Source organism: Microcoleus sp. B4-C2 (assembly GCF_036705265.1).
In the GTDB taxonomy this organism is placed as follows: Bacteria; Cyanobacteriota; Cyanobacteriia; order Cyanobacteriales; family Microcoleaceae; genus Microcoleus.
In genome coordinates, this window is record NZ_JAUBUB010000014.1 from 62,536 (window position 1) to 78,683 (window position 16,148).

Annotated in this window: 15 protein-coding genes; 9 read left to right on the top strand and 6 right to left on the bottom strand. The window is 45.7% G+C overall.

Annotated elements, in window-relative coordinates:
* Positions 1-4 precede the first annotated feature (4 nt).
* Together QUB20_RS07390 and QUB20_RS07395 are read right to left on the bottom strand one after the other, a co-directional pair.
* Entirely contained in the window at positions 5-1,063 is a 1,059-nt protein-coding gene (locus QUB20_RS07390) for a homogentisate phytyltransferase (RefSeq protein WP_333248651.1), read from the bottom strand.
* A gap of 36 nt (positions 1,064-1,099) precedes the next feature.
* Positions 1,100-2,053, bottom strand: coding sequence for a methyltransferase domain-containing protein (locus tag QUB20_RS07395; protein ID WP_333248649.1), 954 nt, complete (start codon positions 2,051-2,053; stop codon positions 1,100-1,102).
* A gap of 260 nt (positions 2,054-2,313) precedes the next feature.
* On the opposite strand from QUB20_RS07395, the gene QUB20_RS07400 reads away from it, so the two are divergent.
* Complete coding sequence (locus tag QUB20_RS07400; protein ID WP_333236348.1) at positions 2,314-3,648, top strand: TrkH family potassium uptake protein; 1,335 nt, start codon at positions 2,314-2,316, stop codon at positions 3,646-3,648.
* A 139-nt stretch (positions 3,649-3,787) separates the two neighbouring features.
* On the top strand, positions 3,788-4,483 hold the full coding sequence (locus QUB20_RS07405; RefSeq protein WP_333053191.1) for a TrkA family potassium uptake protein: 696 nt from the start codon (positions 3,788-3,790) through the stop codon (positions 4,481-4,483).
* A 340-nt stretch (positions 4,484-4,823) separates the two neighbouring features.
* On the opposite strand, the gene QUB20_RS07410 is transcribed toward QUB20_RS07405, so the two are convergent.
* Positions 4,824-5,057: a hypothetical protein gene (locus QUB20_RS07410; protein ID WP_333053190.1), complete on the bottom strand. Its 234-nt coding sequence runs from the start codon at positions 5,055-5,057 to the stop codon at positions 4,824-4,826.
* Between the two features lie 311 nt (positions 5,058-5,368).
* Here QUB20_RS07410 and QUB20_RS07415 point away from each other — a divergent pair, with 311 nt between their 5' ends.
* Positions 5,369-5,968: a sulfite oxidase-like oxidoreductase gene (locus tag QUB20_RS07415; RefSeq protein ID WP_333053320.1), complete on the top strand. Its 600-nt coding sequence runs from the start codon at positions 5,369-5,371 to the stop codon at positions 5,966-5,968.
* 627 nt (positions 5,969-6,595) lie between these two features.
* Entirely contained in the window at positions 6,596-7,288 is a 693-nt protein-coding gene (locus tag QUB20_RS07420) for a PEP-CTERM sorting domain-containing protein (RefSeq protein WP_333248645.1), read from the top strand.
* Positions 7,289-8,067: 779 nt separating this feature from the next.
* On the opposite strand, the gene QUB20_RS07425 is transcribed toward QUB20_RS07420, so the two are convergent.
* Positions 8,068-8,361, bottom strand: coding sequence for a mechanosensitive ion channel domain-containing protein (locus QUB20_RS07425; RefSeq protein WP_333248641.1), 294 nt, complete (start codon positions 8,359-8,361; stop codon positions 8,068-8,070).
* Between the two features lie 353 nt (positions 8,362-8,714).
* On the opposite strand from QUB20_RS07425, the gene ahcY reads away from it, so the two are divergent.
* The 3 genes from ahcY to QUB20_RS07440 all read left to right on the top strand — a co-directional run bounded on the left by ahcY (position 8,715) and on the right by QUB20_RS07440 (position 12,642).
* Complete coding sequence (gene ahcY, locus QUB20_RS07430; RefSeq protein ID WP_333047387.1) at positions 8,715-9,992, top strand: adenosylhomocysteinase; 1,278 nt, start codon at positions 8,715-8,717, stop codon at positions 9,990-9,992.
* 161 nt (positions 9,993-10,153) lie between these two features.
* Complete coding sequence (locus QUB20_RS07435; RefSeq protein WP_333248638.1) at positions 10,154-10,768, top strand: DedA family protein; 615 nt, start codon at positions 10,154-10,156, stop codon at positions 10,766-10,768.
* A 449-nt stretch (positions 10,769-11,217) separates the two neighbouring features.
* Positions 11,218-12,642, top strand: a complete 1,425-nt coding sequence (locus tag QUB20_RS07440) for an NADP-dependent isocitrate dehydrogenase (protein WP_333248635.1) — start codon at positions 11,218-11,220, stop codon at positions 12,640-12,642.
* Positions 12,643-12,960: 318 nt separating this feature from the next.
* On the opposite strand, the gene QUB20_RS07445 is transcribed toward QUB20_RS07440, so the two are convergent.
* On the bottom strand, positions 12,961-13,569 hold the full coding sequence (locus QUB20_RS07445) for a glutathione S-transferase N-terminal domain-containing protein (RefSeq protein ID WP_333208294.1): 609 nt from the start codon (positions 13,567-13,569) through the stop codon (positions 12,961-12,963).
* Between the two features lie 69 nt (positions 13,570-13,638).
* On the opposite strand from QUB20_RS07445, the gene QUB20_RS07450 reads away from it, so the two are divergent.
* Both QUB20_RS07450 and QUB20_RS07455 read left to right on the top strand, forming a co-directional pair.
* Positions 13,639-14,031, top strand: coding sequence for a DUF2358 domain-containing protein (locus QUB20_RS07450; RefSeq protein ID WP_333248633.1), 393 nt, complete (start codon positions 13,639-13,641; stop codon positions 14,029-14,031).
* 300 nt (positions 14,032-14,331) lie between these two features.
* Positions 14,332-15,504 carry a TRC40/GET3/ArsA family transport-energizing ATPase gene (locus tag QUB20_RS07455; protein WP_333248630.1) on the top strand — a complete coding sequence of 391 codons (1,173 nt, stop codon included), beginning with the start codon at positions 14,332-14,334 and terminating at the stop codon, positions 15,502-15,504.
* A gap of 138 nt (positions 15,505-15,642) precedes the next feature.
* Here QUB20_RS07455 and QUB20_RS07460 read toward each other — a convergent pair whose 3' ends face one another.
* Positions 15,643-16,065: a hypothetical protein gene (locus QUB20_RS07460; protein WP_333248628.1), complete on the bottom strand. Its 423-nt coding sequence runs from the start codon at positions 16,063-16,065 to the stop codon at positions 15,643-15,645.
* Positions 16,066-16,148 lie beyond the last annotated feature (83 nt).

Here is a 16,148-nt window from a genome sequence, read left to right on the forward strand (position 1 = left end):
CCTTCTACCCCAACAAACAAGCTGCGGGAAAAATCAGATATTCTAAGAAAAACAACTTCCAGATAAACTGATAAAATGCCGCAATTTCTATTTTATCGTCCAAATCAACTTTCGCGCTCCAAAACCACATCAAACCCAAAGCCGCCAAATGAGAAACTGCCAGAAACACTAAATTAACATTAGACAATACGATCGCTCCCGCCAAAGTCGCGCCCAAATAACAAACCGTCAACACCCAGCGAGATAAATTAAAGACGGCCGGCTTGCCCAGCTCAATCGTAAACGTAGTAATATTATATTGCTTGTCCCCTTCCATGTCGGGGATATCTTTAAAAATGGCGATCGCAAATGTAAACACCACAACAAAAACCGTCAGCACCCAAACTTCCGCAGGAATCTCAAAAGACAAACTCTCCAAACTCCAGCCAGAAAAAGCGCTTTTCGCCATCCCCAAACCCAACACCCAATTAAAGTGCAAAAATAACCCTAAATTTACGATCGCGCCCCGCACCGTAAAAATGCACAGCGCCGCCCAAAAAGGAAACCGTTTCAGCCGAATTGGGGGCAGAGAATAAGCAGTCCCGATCGCCAAACTAACACCAACAGTAGCCAGCAAAAAAGGGCCTTGTAAAACAGCAGTCAAAATTGCTATAATTCCCGTTGCAATTACAATTAATTCCCCGGTTTTCCTAGAAAACGCTCCCGACGCGATCGGCAAATACGGCTTATTAATTTTATCAATTTCAACATCTTCTAACTGGTTCAATCCCACAATATAAATATTGCCGCAAATGCAAGCTAACCAGGCAAAAGCTAGGGGCAAAAGTACAGGATTCAAAAATAGCCGCGAACTTTGGGCGATCGCGTACAAAGCCAATACACTCAAGCTAGTACCCACAATTGTGTGCGGCCGAGAAAACTCCCAAAATGCCCTCACCCAGCTTTGCGGAGCCGAGCCATTTTTATCAATCCAAGACTTGCCAATCGAATCATTGCCCATAAATCTCACACCCACGCCAAACAAATAATATTCTGTAGGGTGCGTAATACGCACCTTACTCATCAACTCAAGACTCAAAATTTCTCTGATATGTGCCTGTTATTTTACAGCACAAATCATTCCAAAACGAATCAACCCGCTCTGATATCCACGGCTCATCAATCCGAGAGCAAGTGCTGCTTGAATAGTCGTCCAACCGCTCGTTAGCAAACCCCAAATCGCGCTCGGAGTCAAAGCAGAATCGATCACCACATCCCAAAAAGGAGCAACAGCTTGTGACCAATCTGCGGTGCGAATACTTGTCAAAGGCAAACTGCGGACAATTTCCTCATATTCCGGCAAAGAAATCACATAAGGCAAAGCATAAACCCGGTAAATTTCTGCCAATTGCTTTCTCTCTTCATCAGTTAATTCACCCGCCGTTTCTCCCAGCGGGCGGTGACACCAAGTTGCCAAGATCAAAGTTCCTCCCGGCTTAAGTACGCGGCAGCATTCCTGCAAAAACTTAATTTTGTCGGGCATATGTTCGCCACTTTCGAGCGACCAAACCAAGTCGAATGACTCGTCAGGAAAAGGCATATTCAAAGCATCGGCCACCAAAAAATTCACATTGCTTTCAAGCCCAGCAATTTTAGCGCGTTCGGTCGCTCTGTTGGCCTGTACCGGACTCAGAGTAATCCCGGTAGCTGTAACGCTAGCGCCCGTTTTGTTTGGTTCGGGCGATCGGCTAAAATCTCGATCGACCCCGCCATCCAACTTTAAATTATTTTGAGCGATCGAACTAAACTTTTCCGTCAAATACAGTGTGCTGCCGCCGATCCCGCAACCGACATCGAGAATGCGGTAAGATTCACCCAGTGCCTTCTCTGACGGGACTCCAGCCCAAGCCAGCAGTTCTTCTATCAAATCTATCTGAGCCTGTCGGCGCTCTTTTTTCAAATTGCCATCCGGGCCGTAGTAACCGTGGTGCATATGTTCGCCCCACACCTGCTCCCACAAACCGCTAGAAGCGTCGTAAAGTTGCTGAATTTGCTGGTAAAGTGTTGATGTCATCGCCGGATCGCAAGTTATTAAAGGAATTCTACCGTTATTTTCCCGCTGTTGTCATAGAAATTGGCGATTGAGTTCGATCGGTCTCCGGCCTTCGCCAGATAGAGATGTCCTGATTTCAAGCCCGACGCTCTATTTGTGGGTTCCCTCTAAAACCTCAAATCTAAAATCGATTTGTGGGTTCCCTCTCAAATCTAAAATCTAAAATCGATTTGTGGGTTCCCTCTCAAATCTAAAATCTAAAATCTAAAATCTAAAATCGAATGACTGTCTCGCGAACCATTTGCTTGGGCTTTCTCGCCGTCATCACCGTAGGTGCTCTATTACTAATGATGCCCTTTTCCACAATTGATGGAACTTGGAGCGATCCAATAACAGCACTGTTTACCTCTACTTCCGCTGTCTGCGTCACGGGCTTGTCGGTGGTGGATATCGGAAAATATTACTCTTTTTGGGGGCAACTGTGCCTACTTTTACTGGTGGAAATAGGAGCCTTGGGCTACATGACAGCCACGACTATCTTGCTGCTGTTATTGGGCCGTCGCTTTGGCTTGAAAGAAAAAATTGCCCTGCAACAATCTCTCGACAAATCCGGGCTAGCCGGCGTAGTGCAACTCGTGCAGTCAATTCTAGCAACAACCGTTTTGTTTCAATTAACGGGAGTGTTTTTGCTGATGACGGTTTTCGTCCCCCAGTACGGATTTAAAGACGGTCTGTGGTTGGCGGTATTTCACAGCATTAATGCCTTTAACAACGCCGGTTTTAGCATCTATTCAGATAATTTGATCGGCTACATCAATTCGCCTATGGTTAACTTCACAGTCTGCAGTTTAATCATATTTGGGGGAATCGGCTATCAAGTCATTATGGAATTGTACCTGTGGCTGCGCGATCGCTTCAACAAAAGCCCTATCTGCACAGTTTATTCCCTAAATTTCAAAGTCGTTACCACTACAACTGCTGTCCTTTTGATTTTAGGAACGCTAGCCTTTTTTGTGCTGGAATACGACAACCCAGAAACTTTCGGCTCTCTAAATTTTCCTCAAAAGGTGATGGCAGCTTGGTTTCAATCTGTTACTTCCCGCACGGCGGGATTCAATACAATTGACATTGGCAAAATGAGCGAAGCATCGCTATTTCTGACTGTCGCGCTGATGTTTATCGGCGCCAGTCCTGGCAGCACCGGCGGCGGAATCAAAACCACAACTTTTAGAATATTGTTTTGCTGTACCACAGCAGTTCTCGAAGGTCAGGAAGATGTGGAGTGCTATCAGCGTCAAATCCCGCCAGCAATGATTCTAAAAACTATTAGTGTAGTCTTCGGTTCCATGTTGGTCGCGTTCACATCTGCAATCTTAATTGAGTTGACCAATCCCGAACTAAAATTTATCGAAGTGCTATTTGAAGCAGTTTCAGCTTTTGCTACGGTCGGCCTTTCCACAGGGATTACAGCCAAGATTTCAGCGATCGGTAAGCTGGTTTTGATTGCTACAATGTACATAGGTCGTGTTGGCGTGCTGATGCTGATGAGTGCTGCACTCGGCGACCCCAAACCCAGACCTTTTAAGTATGCTGAGGAAAGTTTGTTAGTGGGATAAAAAATCCTGCCTCGTTGCTGATAATCTAAACAATGGGTGACAACCCAAATCAACTTTTACTACTTACCCAAAAATCAAAAGGAGGCGGCGCTGTCTCTGCTAACATTTAAACAGCAAGACGCTCAGCGCTGGATATTCAGTGAACCTGTCATCTTTAAATTTTTTTCGCACTTTGCGCGCCGACAACAAGCAGTTTGCAGTTATTGGTTTGGGACGCTTCGGCAAAGCTGTGTGTTCTACTCTGCACGGTTTGGGTTACGAAGTCCTGGGAATTGACACCGATGAAAAAAAAGTAACTCAAGCTTTGAACGATCGCATTGCTGCTCACGTTTTGCAGTTAGATTCTACTGAGCCTAGCGCTCTTGCGGAAGCCGGTATATTTGAATTTGAAACAGTAATTGTTGCGATCGGCAATTATCTAGGAGAAAGCATTACCACAACCTTAAATCTTAAGGAAGGCGGGGTAGCTCACGTAATAGCCAAAGCTTCTTCGGAAACTCACTTAAAACTGTTGAAAAAAGTCGGCGCAGATCATGTAGTTTTTCCCGAACGAGAAATGGGCTGCTCTTTGGCCCGCCTCCTTACAAAACCCAGCATTTTAGAACGCTTTGACCTCGACCCAGCTCACAGCATCGTTGAGTTGCTAGTTCCTGAAAAGTTTGATGGCAAAACCATCTCCGAATTGGAACTCCGGCGCAGGTATGGTTTGAATTTGCTAGCAGTCGGTCGTGGCGACAAGTTCGAGATCAATCCGCAGCCAAGCGAACGCTTGAGAAAAGGCGAGGTGATGGTAGTAATTGGTTCTAACAAAGATATTAATCGCTTGCCAATTTAACAGCTCGACATTTTACCCACATACAGCAACAGTCCTCGACTCAGAAACCCAGTGTCTTGTGTTCCGAGTGTCTCACTCCTAAGCAATTATTGCTGGATGTGTGACAATTTCAGACCCTCACAAACCCGGTTTATTTTAGATAAACCGGGTTTTCCTGTCCATCTTTATGTTCTAATTTTTAACTAAAATATGTAAATTGAATTTCACCAATTCTAGGGTTTTTTCCGCCTTTGCGACCCCCTTTGAGAACTTAGCCAGACACATTGCAAAAAATTTTAACAAGGTAGCAGCACTCGATCGTCGCGCTCCCGCAAACCCTAGGAGCGCTAGCCCTAAAAATTCAGCCGACTTTCAAGATTTTTTGCAAATAAGCTTTGCCCAAAACCAGTACCGCCAATACTAGAGCAAGTTCAACAGGCCAAGGACACGCCGCCACCAACCAAATTAACGAACAAATTCCAATAATTGCAGCTATGGGAGCCGGAATTCCGTCTAGCGTTCTGTTGTCAGTCCCGGCTGTCACCCACCAAGCAATCAAGCAGATCGTCAACGGAATTAAGCAACTTGCGATCATGATTTTTACCCCATCAATTTTTTTTACATATGGCATCTGAGCATATTGTAACAATACATCAAAGATTCGGAAATGCGCCATTAATTACGATAAAATTTAAGGTTAGGAAATTCATCCGCTGGGGTGATAAATTTTATAATTTTTAGCTTGGTCTCTCTCAGAAGGCAGAAGTAGGTTGGCATCAGGCAGGATTTAGGGATTTTTCTTTCTATAGAAGTCCAGAAAGCTTTCTACCTTGAGAAGAATTGCGATGCGCCCCTCTATGCAAGTTATACTCAGGATTGCAGTCAGTTACTGTAGAGCGTGAATCCATGCTGGGCAAATTTTTTCGCAAGCCAGAATCAGAAAACATCGATCGCGTCCCCCCGGGTCAATACCTCGCCAACGGCTTTCCTGTGCTGACCTACGGCGATACACCCTCCGTCAGCATTGAGAGTTGGGAATTTAAAGTCTGGGGATTGGCAAAACCACAAACCTTCAGTTGGTCGGACTTCCAGGCCATGCCCCAAAGTAACTTTACTGCGGATTTTCACTGCGTCACCCGGTGGTCAAAACTCGACGTGCAGTGGACGGGAGTCAAAGTCACCGATTTTATGAACTGCATAGAAGTCGATCCGAAAGCTATGCACGTCCTGGAACACTGCTACGGCGGCTACACGACTAACATTGCGATCGCCGACTTCCTGAGAGAAGAAAACTTTTTCGCCCACACCGTCTTCGGCGAACCTCTATCCGCAGACCACGGCGGCCCAATGCGGCTCGTAGTTCCCCACCTGTACGCTTGGAAAAGCGCCAAATGGATTAACGGCCTGGAGTTTACAGAAACCGAAGAACTCGGTTTTTGGGAACGCAACGGCTACCATCGGCGGGGCGAACCTTGGGCAGAGGAACGCTACAGCGGTCTGTTTTGATGCGGGCGATCGGGAGCAAAGACGGGGCCACAGCTTCTCTATACAATCTTTGTTGAGGGGCAATCCGGTCTTTTACCGCTTCAATCTGCGGAAATTGCATCTTCTCGATCCCATCTTGGGGATATCTCACACCAGGGGTTCTATTTAATTCAACCAAAATACGTAGACCACACGATCGCATTTTGTACGTAATTTACCTGATAGATAAACTACTTTAACTCCCATACATAAGCCCCAAAAAACAAATATTCCCAGTTTAGGGTTAATAGAAAACTTCTGGAACTGTCAGTACCCACGAATATTACCGTATTTATACTTAAGTGTTTGCTATTGAGGATTTAGACTTGAGACTATAAAAAAAAGTAGCCATAAGCCCGATCCAAATCACTTAAGTTCATCCGCGCTCCCCTGCCCGCGACTGCAAGGTTTCAGACCACAATATTTATAATTATTTAGTGGGTATTATTAGGGATCGATCCCCCGCCCGCAGATGTGATAGAGAGAATTTATGAAGGATATGTAAAGGCTTGATAAAGAATATGTCAAACTTTACCTAAAGTGCGCCAAATACAAACAAAGTATCGCATAATGAAATTATTAAGACGATCGCACAAAAGGAACAGGTTTATGAATACCAAACTCTTATCCGCCCTAACAGCTACCGCCGCCGCCACAGCTCTGTTTGGCGCCGGATCTCCAGCTCAAGCCTTCTCCTTTGGCACCAACGGCATCACATTCAGCCAAGATACCAGCGTCAAGTTTAACTTCAAAGAATCTCACGGTGGATATACTTCCTCTTTGGGCATCTACAGTGTGAACAACTCGGCGGGCACTCTAGTTAGCACCCTGTTTTCGGAAACTAAATCCTCAGACAACGGCTCGAGTAACGAATGGAAAGGAACTCTGGGCAATACAGTCTTGGGTTCTGGCTCGACAGTATTCACATTCCTGGCCAATCAAATTTATACTTTGGGACTCAACAGCGGCTGGGGTGGCACTGTCTACTCGACCTCAGCCTTGAATACGGGCAACCAGCAAGCAGTGTTTGGCGCGCAATCGCAACTGTGGGACGCACTCGACAAAGAAACCACGAACGTCTTCCAAGCTGCCGGACAATTCACAAACGGATACGCTTCTCTGTTTAACGGAGGCACGCTAATTGGCTTCGACGATCGCGGTGGCGGAAACGACGCAGACTTCCAAGACTTCACAGTGAGCGCAGAAGCAGTTCCCGAACCCATGACAATGACTGGTTTGGCTCTCGGTTTGGGTGGTTTGGTTGCAGCCCGCCGCCGTCGCGCTAGCAAGACGACTTCATGATTTTGTCAACCGGAACAATCTCCTCTTTTACGTGTTACAAAATAAAATTCAATTAGGAGGCGCGCTAATGAGAAATCGGCTCGCCTTTTGCTTGATTTGAAATGTCAGAAGGGAGAAGTCATATCAATTCTGGTTGCACTCCTCCGGAATTGTTGAGTGTTGACTGTTGACTGTTGACTGTAGAAGGAGGGGTCGCCAAACTGAATGATGGTTGAGTGTGGGATGTTGGCTCGATTTTACGCCCGACTTTCCAAGGGCGGATTTGAGATCGGAGGGAAGTTCGGAAACGCCCAGAATAAGGGATTTAACGGAGTTAACGGAGGGGTGTTGAGGGAAGAAGTCAAGCGTGAAGCCAGAGGATTTTTCCAACTCTCCCACTCTCCCACTCTCCCGCTATCTCCCTCTCCCCAATCAAAATTCAAAACTCACTCACGGTAAACTGTTCGATCGTACAAAGTCACCAGTACCGATTGAGGAATGTTAATGTCCGCCCGGATGCACGCTACTTTAATCGCCACTACAGCCCTGGTGTTTGTCCGTCGCACCTATGCTGGTTCGCGCAGCGTCCAATAGCGGACAATAAGATCCAAAGAACCATCGCTAAAGCCTGAAGTATCAACATCATAGGCTACATTTAAAGGCAAGTTAGTTCGCCTGCGGGGCAGGCCTATTAGTAAGCTGTTGTGCATTTAAATTGTATATTGAGGGCGCGATCTCCTGCCCAACCCCTACTCCCCACACCAGTAAAGATTTATTTGACTATGCAATTTAAATGCGGATTAGCTTACCCGCACTGAATTGGCAAATACGATCGCCTTCGGCACGATAACTCCCTCTCCCCGATCGCTAATAATTTGAGTTGAACGCAGTAAAATCTTTTCAACAGTACCTTCAAGGCCTTCTACAATTATCCGATCGCCCAATTGAAACGGTTCGTGCCACAGCAACAATATTTCCGATAAAAAGTATTTGAAGATGTCTGGGAACGGGAAACTAATCCCTACGGAACCAAGTCCTAACCAACTGATGATATCTGCAGGGTGCCAAGCTGGGAACGCCACGCAGGCGCTCAAACTGCCAGCCGCCCAAGTGAGAGTGTCAATCGATTTTCGATTTTCGATTTTCGATTTTCGATTGAAGCCTTGACCCCAAGGATAAATTCGGGGGCTTGTATCGTGGATGCTTGATTGTCAAATAATTCAAGAATGCCACGCTAACACAAAAGATTGAGCTCGATCGCCCGACAAGAATGTTTGACTCTCACGGTGCGGGTGACTCCATCTACTCGTTCGCTAATCATTAAAACCTAATCAAAATTTAAGATTAGCAGCGCCGACCCCGATCGAGTAAAATCACAGCACTTGCCCGCCGATGGGTTAATCTGTTAAAACTAACAAAGTTTGATGATTTCTGAGAAATAACATACATGGTTGCTACATCCGTCAAGATTAAACACGAAGTCAAAGACTTGTCCCTCGCCCCCTTGGGAAAGCAACGTATCGAGTGGGCCGGCCGGGAAATGCCCGTTTTGCGGCAAATTCAAGAACGCTTCGCTAAAGAAAAGCCTTTCGCTGGCATTCGCTTGGCTGCTTGCTGCCACGTAACCACAGAAACCGCTCATTTGGCAATCGCCATCAAACTCGGCGGTGGCGACGCCGTACTGATCGCCAGCAACCCCTTGAGCACTCAAGATGACGTAGCAGCTTGCTTAGTTGAAGACTACGGCATTTCCGTCTTCGCCCTCAAAGGAGAAGACGCGGCTACCTACGAACGTCACGTCTACACAGCCCTAGACCACCGCCCCAATATTATCATCGACGACGGCAGCGACGTGGTAGCGGCCCTGATCCAGCACCGCCCGAACCAAATTTCCGACTTAATCGGAACTACCGAAGAAACTACCACAGGCATCGTGCGCCTGCGGGCCATGTTGAAAGACGGCGTGCTGACTTTCCCCGCAATGAACGTCAACGACGCCGACACCAAGCACTTCTTCGACAACCGCTACGGTACCGGTCAATCTACCCTAGACGGCATTATCCGCGCTACCAATATTTTGTTAGCCGGTAAAAATATTGTGGTTGCAGGTTACGGTTGGTGCGGCAAAGGCACGGCACTGCGCGCCCGCGGCATGGGTGCTAACGTAATTGTCACCGAAATCGATCCGATTCGGGCGATCGAAGCAGTGATGGACGGTTTCCGCGTCATGCCGATGGACGAAGCAGCAACAGTCGGAGATATATTCATTACCGTTACCGGCAACAAACACGTCATTCGTGCCGAACATTTCGAGACAATGAAAGACGGCGCAATTGTTTGCAATTCCGGTCACTTCGACATTGAAATTGACCTCAAATCCCTCGGCGCAAAAAGCACCGACGTGAAAACAGTCCGGTCTTTCACTCAAGAATATCACCTCAATAATGGCAAGTCGATTATTGTGTTGGGCGAAGGTCGTTTGATCAACTTGGCAGCAGCCGAAGGACACCCCAGCGCCGTGATGGATATGAGCTTTGCTAACCAAGCTTTAGCCTGCGAATATCTAGTTACGAACAAAGGCAAACTAGAGCCTGGTATTCACTCAATTCCCGTGGAAGTTGACAAAGAAATTGCCCGTCTCAAATTGGAAGCAATGGGTATTCACATTGATACCTTGACTGCCGAACAAATTGAGTACACAAACTCTTGGACTTCGGGTACTTAATCATAGTATTCTCGTTCCCAGGATCAGCCTGGGAATGAATGCAGCAAGGCTCTGCCTCCCTCATGGGGAGTCGAGGCAGAGCCTCTCGATATATGTTCCCAGGCAGAGCCTAGGAACGAGCAATGACTAATGACTTCTTCTTACCAAATTAGGGAATCAAAATGGTTGAATGGATAACTAACACAATGCAGTCTATGGGCTATTTCGGAATAGGACTGTTGATGTTTTTAGAAAATCTTTTCCCCCCCATACCCTCAGAATTGATTATGCCGCTGGCAGGGTTCACGGTATTCCAGAACCGAATGGAGTTTTCACCGGCGATCGCCGCAGGAGTAATCGGTACAGTTTTGGGGGCGCTTCCCTGGTACTATGCTGGTAAATTATTGAGCGAAGAACGCTTGAGCGATTTAGCCGACAAATACGGCAAGTGGATCGCTGTATCGGGCGCCGATATTGACAAAGCAAATAGATGGTTTAACAGACACGGCAACAAAGCTGTGTTTTTGTGTCGCCTAGTACCCGGAGTTCGCACCCTAATTTCCCTGCCCGCTGGCATCAATAATATGCCTTTAATTCCTTTTTTAATCTACTCAACAGGAGGTACTCTTTTATGGGTAAGTTTCCTGACTTTTACCGGATATAAATTAGGGCAAAATTATACACTTGTAGAGGAATATCTGGCCCCGGTTTCCAAAATAGTTGTGGTGATTATTGTCATTTGGTGTATTTTGTGGGTTGTGAAGAAGAATATGCAGAAGGAAAAATATCGCAAATAAATGCAAAATTTGTGAAAATAATCTGCCTTTATTTGCGTTCATCGGCGGCTACAATCACCATTTTGACCCCACCCCAAAACGCATACAACTTTCCGACAGGAGTCGTGCGTTATCAACCCAAAATTTTAGACTAAGGTTCAACCTCCCCGATTAATCTGGGGAGTAAATCTAAAAATCTAAAATGTAAAATCTAAAATCCACTGACTTGTTTCCAGCATCCTCTCAACCGTAGCGCTGAAAGATAGAGAGGGAAATTTGATAGAAAATTCTGCTATCTTGGCTACTTTTTTAAATTAACTTTTAAATGGGCGATCGCCCAAAAGTCACAGTGACGGGCAGCCGATCGCCCAAAAATCCAACTTAAATTTATACAAATATTTAGGATTGGTGGAGGTTTAGGCAGATAATCGTGGCAAAATAGTGAACATTCCTATCCGCGCTGTTAAGATATGTACGAAAAGATTGTAGCCCCGACAACAGGTTCTAAAATTACTTTCAAAGACGGTTTGCCGATCGTCCCCAATGACCCAATTATTCCCTTCATTCGCGGCGACGGTACGGGCGTTGACTTGTGGCCTGCATCCCAGAAAGTCATGGATGCTGCGGTAGAAAAGGCTTACGGTGGCGATCGAAAAATCAACTGGTTTAAAATCTATGTAGGCGACGAAGCTTGCGATGTCTACGGTACTTACCAATATCTGCCCCAAGATTCCTTAGACGCCATCAAAGAATACGGAGTCGCCATCAAAGGGCCACTGACAACGCCCGTAGGTGGCGGAATTCGATCGCTAAACGTAGCTTTGCGGCAAATCTTTGACCTTTACGCCTGCGTGCGGCCCTGCAAATATTATGCTGGAACACCATCGCTACACAAAACTCCTGAACTCCTAGACGTAATTATTTACCGGGAAAATACAGAAGATATTTACCTCGGAATTGAATGGGCCAAAGGCAGCGAAATCGGCAAAAAATTGATTGAATTCCTCAATAATGAGTTAATTCCCGCAACACCAGAACATGGCAAAAAACAAATTCGCCTCGATTCGGGAATCGGAATTAAACCCATTAGCAAAACAGGTTCTCAGCGTTTAGTACGGCGCGCCATTACCCACGCTTTACGGTTGCCGAAAGATAAGCAGCAAGTGACCTTGGTGCACAAAGGCAACATCATGAAATATACTGAAGGAGCTTTCCGAGATTGGGGTTATGAATTAGCCACCACCGAGTTTCGCCAACAGTGCGTAACTGAAAGAGAGTCTTGGATTCTGGGCAACAAAGAAAAAAATCCCGACATTAGCTTAGAAGATAATGCTCGCCAAATAGACCCCGGATACGATGCTTTGACCCCAGAAAAACAAGCCAAAATTCGTCAAGAAGTAGCCGACGTTCTGTTTGCAATTTGGGACAGTCACGGCAGCGGCCAGTGGAAAGAAAAAATCATGGTCAACGACCGAATTGCTGACAGTATTTTCCAACAAATTCAAACCCGACCGGCCGAGTATTCGATTTTGGCGACAATGAATCTGAACGGGGATTATTTGTCCGATGCGGCTGCGGCCATTGTCGGCGGCTTGGGCATGGGCCCCGGTGCGAATATTGGTGATGAATGTGCAGTTTTTGAGGCGACTCACGGCACTGCACCGAAACACGCTGGTTTGGATAAAGTCAATCCCGGTTCCCTGATTTTGTCCGGGGTGATGATGTTAGAATACATGGGATGGCAGGAAGCGGCAGACTTGATTAAGAAGGGTTTGGGAGCGGCAATTTCTAACGGTGAAGTTACTTATGATTTGGCGAGGTTGATGGAGCCGCCGGTGCCTGAGTTGAAGTGTTCAGAGTTTGCTGAGGCGATTATTAAGCATTTCGTGGATTGAGTTTGAGGGCTTTTTTTGAACGGGCTAGAAGCCCGTTCCACAACCAGTCAATTTGCTTTGTGGGGAGTAGGGGTTGGGCACGCGAGCCCGCCCGCTGTTGATTAAGAACGGGCTAGAAGCCCGTTCCACCTCACATCTTGCACCATTGTCAAGAACAGGCAAGATGCCTGTTCCACAAAGAGGGAATTTTCTTGTGGAACAGGCATCTTGCCTGTTCCTAAAAAGCTTATTGAGAATGGTGCAACCTCTGAGTTCCACAAAAGTCAACTTGTTTGTGGGGTGTCCTGCCCTCCTGAAAATACAATTTAGAGGCGGGGTTTATAATGATGGGACAGCCATTCCGCGCTCAACGGCGGGACGCTTCTGCAAGGTTTCTACCCAACGTTTGAGGTGGGGGTGGTTGTCGAGGGTTAATCCTTGAAATTCGTAAATAGCAACCCAGGGATAGGTAGCAATGTCGGCAATAGAATAGTCGCCGCAGATGTATTCGTATTTTGCTAGTTGAGTGTCTAATACTCCGTAGAGGCGCAAGGTTTCTTTTTCGTAGCGCCCAATCGCATAGGGAATTTGTTCGGGTGCAAAGCGTTTGAAGTGGTTTAGCTGACCAAACATCGGGCCGACGCTGGCCATTTGAAACATCAGCCATTCCATAACTTGAAAGTATTTTTGTTTGTCTGTGGGCAGAAATCTGCCGCTTTTTTCGGCAAGATAGATCAGAATAGCGCCGGACTCGAAGACGGTGATGCCGTTATCTCGATCGACTATCGCCGGAATTTTGCTGTTGGGGTTAATGGCGATGAACTCTGGGCTAAATTGGTCGTTTTTTGTGATGTCGATGACGTGCACGTTGTAGGGTAAACCTATTTCTTCGAGCATGATCGAGACTTTGCGACCGTTCGGTGTGGTAAAAGTGTATAGGTCGATCATAAGTTGTCCGCCTTTTCTCAAGCAGGTATAAACTATATTATAATAATTTCAGGCAAATAGCTAATCATAATGGATCTTATTGAAATTCTCAAAGACGATTATCAAAGATTTCCCGATAATCAGACTTACAGCATCTATGCAAAAGATGTTTATTTTGAAGACCCAGTGAATCGATTTACAGGAGTCGATCGCTACCGCAAAATGATCGGGTTTATGGGGACTTTTTTTCAGGATATAAATCTCGATTTGCACGGGATTTCGCGATCGGGAGATACTATAGACACTCGCTGGACTCTGAGCTGGATCGCACCGCTACCTTGGAAACCGAAAATGGCGATCGCCGGTAGGAGCGAACTGAAAGTCAACAGCGACTGTTTAATTGTTTCTCACATCGATTACTGGGACTGTTCGCGGTTGGATGTACTCAAACAGCTTGTATTTCCTGTGAAAACTAATGTTTGAGAATTTTTATTAGGTTTTTTAGCAATAAAAAATAGTGTTTCCAGAGCGAGATGCCCTTTTTAACTGCAGATGTTAGCAGATAAACGCAGATGAACGCTGATGGATTTTTATTTGTTGCAATTGATAGCTGAGATAAATAATTTTAACTTATCTTGACATGGCAGCAATTTCGTGAGTTAGCGAAAATGTGCTGTGTCCGGCGGCTGCTTGTCGCCCAAATTAATTTCCCCACAAAATTAATTTTCTTTACATAACGTTACAATATAGGAGTAAACTACTTTCAGGCGAGCTAAACAATCAATGCGCTTAATATTAATGACTGGAAAAGGCGGCGTCGGCAAAACCTCCGTAGCCGCTGCGACAGGGCTGCGCTGTGCCGAATTGGGATACAAAACCCTAGTGCTGAGCACAGATCCCGCTCACTCCTTAGCCGACAGCTTCGACATGGAACTCGGACACGATTCGCGGCTGGTGAAACCGAATTTGTGGGGAGCAGAATTAGACGCTCTCAGGGAATTAGAAGGCAATTGGGGAGCAGTTAAGCGCTACATTACTCAAGTCTTGCGTGCCCAGGGACTCGAAGGGGTGCAAGCTGAAGAATTAGCAATTTTGCCAGGAATGGATGAAATCTTCGGTTTGGTGCGAATGAAGCGCCATTACGACGAAGGCGAATTTGATGTTTTAATTATCGATTCGGCTCCGACGGGCACAGCATTGAGACTGCTAAGTTTGCCGGAAGTTGGCGGTTGGTACATGAGAAAATTTTACAAGCCGCTGCAAGGCATATCCGCCGCCCTTAGACCTTTAGTTGAACCAATTTTTAGACCAATTGCGGGTTTTTCTTTACCAGACAAAGAGGTGATGGATGCACCTTACGAATTTTACGAACAAATCGAAGCTTTGGAAAAGGTTTTAACTGACAATACTGTGACTTCGGTAAGGTTAGTTACCAATCCCGAAAAAATGGTAATTAAAGAGTCTCTGCGCGCTCATGCCTATTTGAGTTTGTACAATGTAGCCACAGATTTAGTAGTAGCAAACCGGATTATTCCCGCAGAAGTAACTGACCCATTTTTTAAACGGTGGAAAGAAAGCCAGGAGCAGTACCGTCAGGAAATTCACTCAGATTTCATGCCGCTGCCCGTTAAGGAAGTGCCACTTTATTCTGAAGAAATGTGCGGTTTGGCAGCTTTGGAACGGTTGAAAGAAACGCTTTACAAAGACGAAGACCCAAGTCAAGTTTATTACAAAGAAAATACGATTAGGATTGTTCAGGAAAACAATCAATATAGTCTTGAACTGTATTTGCCCGGAATTGCTAAGGATCAGATCCAGTTGACCAAAACGGGAGATGAGTTGAATGTTCGGATTGGGAATCACCGCCGTAATTTGGTGTTGCCGCAAGCTTTAGCGGCGCTGCAACCTTCGGGGGCGAAGATGGAGGAGGATTATTTGAAGATTAAGTTTGCTTAACAAGACTTACGCACTATCAACCTAAAAAACCCGGTTTCTAGGAAAAATCGTGGATTATCCCTTGAGATATTCACGCAGAAACCGGGTTTTTGGAGCGCGTGCAGGTATTGAGCTATTCCGCAGACTTACGCCAGCATTTTATGCTTCTTGGAAACCAATAAATTTCCGCAAATCCTCCAGAATGCCTGGAATTTTTTCCTTATCTCGCAGTTCCCAATTGCTGACTCGAAACACTTGCCAATTTTCTGTGCTTAGCTTTCTATCCTCCTTTAATCGCTTTGAATAGGATTCTTCGTCTGCGCGCCATATTGATTCATCCTGTACTCCATAGTGGCTGATATCATCTACTAGAATTACGTATCTTTTACTATTCCAAAATGCTACAAAATCAACTCTATATATGTCATCTGCATATGTTCCGACAGAACGAAGATTTCTTTTAGGCTGAGAGTGCCATTGAATCCACGCTTGAGGAATTAATACAGGTACATTCTTATTTGCCATATCAAATCTCTTTGCATATTCTATAAAAAACTCTTCTTCATATTTAGTTTGATTCATGTTTATCAATACTCCGGACAGTTTTTAAATAGGGATGCTTACGCAATAAAGCACAGAAGCGAAAAAACTGAGTGCTATCTGAA

Bases quoted from the DNA above. Each gene is read 5' to 3' on its own strand.
- QUB20_RS07395 (WP_333248649.1), bottom strand. From the start codon at position 2,053: ATGACATCAACACTTTACCAGCAAATTCAGCAACTTTACGACGCTTCT.
- QUB20_RS07455 (WP_333248630.1), top strand. From the start codon at position 14,332: ATGCGCTTAATATTAATGACTGGAAAAGGCGGCGTCGGCAAAACCTCC.
- QUB20_RS07400 (WP_333236348.1), top strand. From the start codon at position 2,314: ATGACTGTCTCGCGAACCATTTGCTTGGGCTTTCTCGCCGTCATCACC.
- QUB20_RS07450 (WP_333248633.1), top strand. From the start codon at position 13,639: ATGGATCTTATTGAAATTCTCAAAGACGATTATCAAAGATTTCCCGAT.
- QUB20_RS07445 (WP_333208294.1), bottom strand. From the start codon at position 13,569: ATGATCGACCTATACACTTTTACCACACCGAACGGTCGCAAAGTCTCG.
- QUB20_RS07390 (WP_333248651.1), bottom strand. From the start codon at position 1,063: ATGAGTAAGGTGCGTATTACGCACCCTACAGAATATTATTTGTTTGGC.
- QUB20_RS07440 (WP_333248635.1), top strand. From the start codon at position 11,218: ATGTACGAAAAGATTGTAGCCCCGACAACAGGTTCTAAAATTACTTTC.
- ahcY (WP_333047387.1), top strand. From the start codon at position 8,715: ATGGTTGCTACATCCGTCAAGATTAAACACGAAGTCAAAGACTTGTCC.
- QUB20_RS07460 (WP_333248628.1), bottom strand. From the start codon at position 16,065: ATGAATCAAACTAAATATGAAGAAGAGTTTTTTATAGAATATGCAAAG.
- QUB20_RS07415 (WP_333053320.1), top strand. From the start codon at position 5,369: ATGCTGGGCAAATTTTTTCGCAAGCCAGAATCAGAAAACATCGATCGC.
- QUB20_RS07435 (WP_333248638.1), top strand. From the start codon at position 10,154: ATGGTTGAATGGATAACTAACACAATGCAGTCTATGGGCTATTTCGGA.
- QUB20_RS07410 (WP_333053190.1), bottom strand. From the start codon at position 5,057: ATGATCGCAAGTTGCTTAATTCCGTTGACGATCTGCTTGATTGCTTGG.
- QUB20_RS07420 (WP_333248645.1), top strand. From the start codon at position 6,596: ATGAATACCAAACTCTTATCCGCCCTAACAGCTACCGCCGCCGCCACA.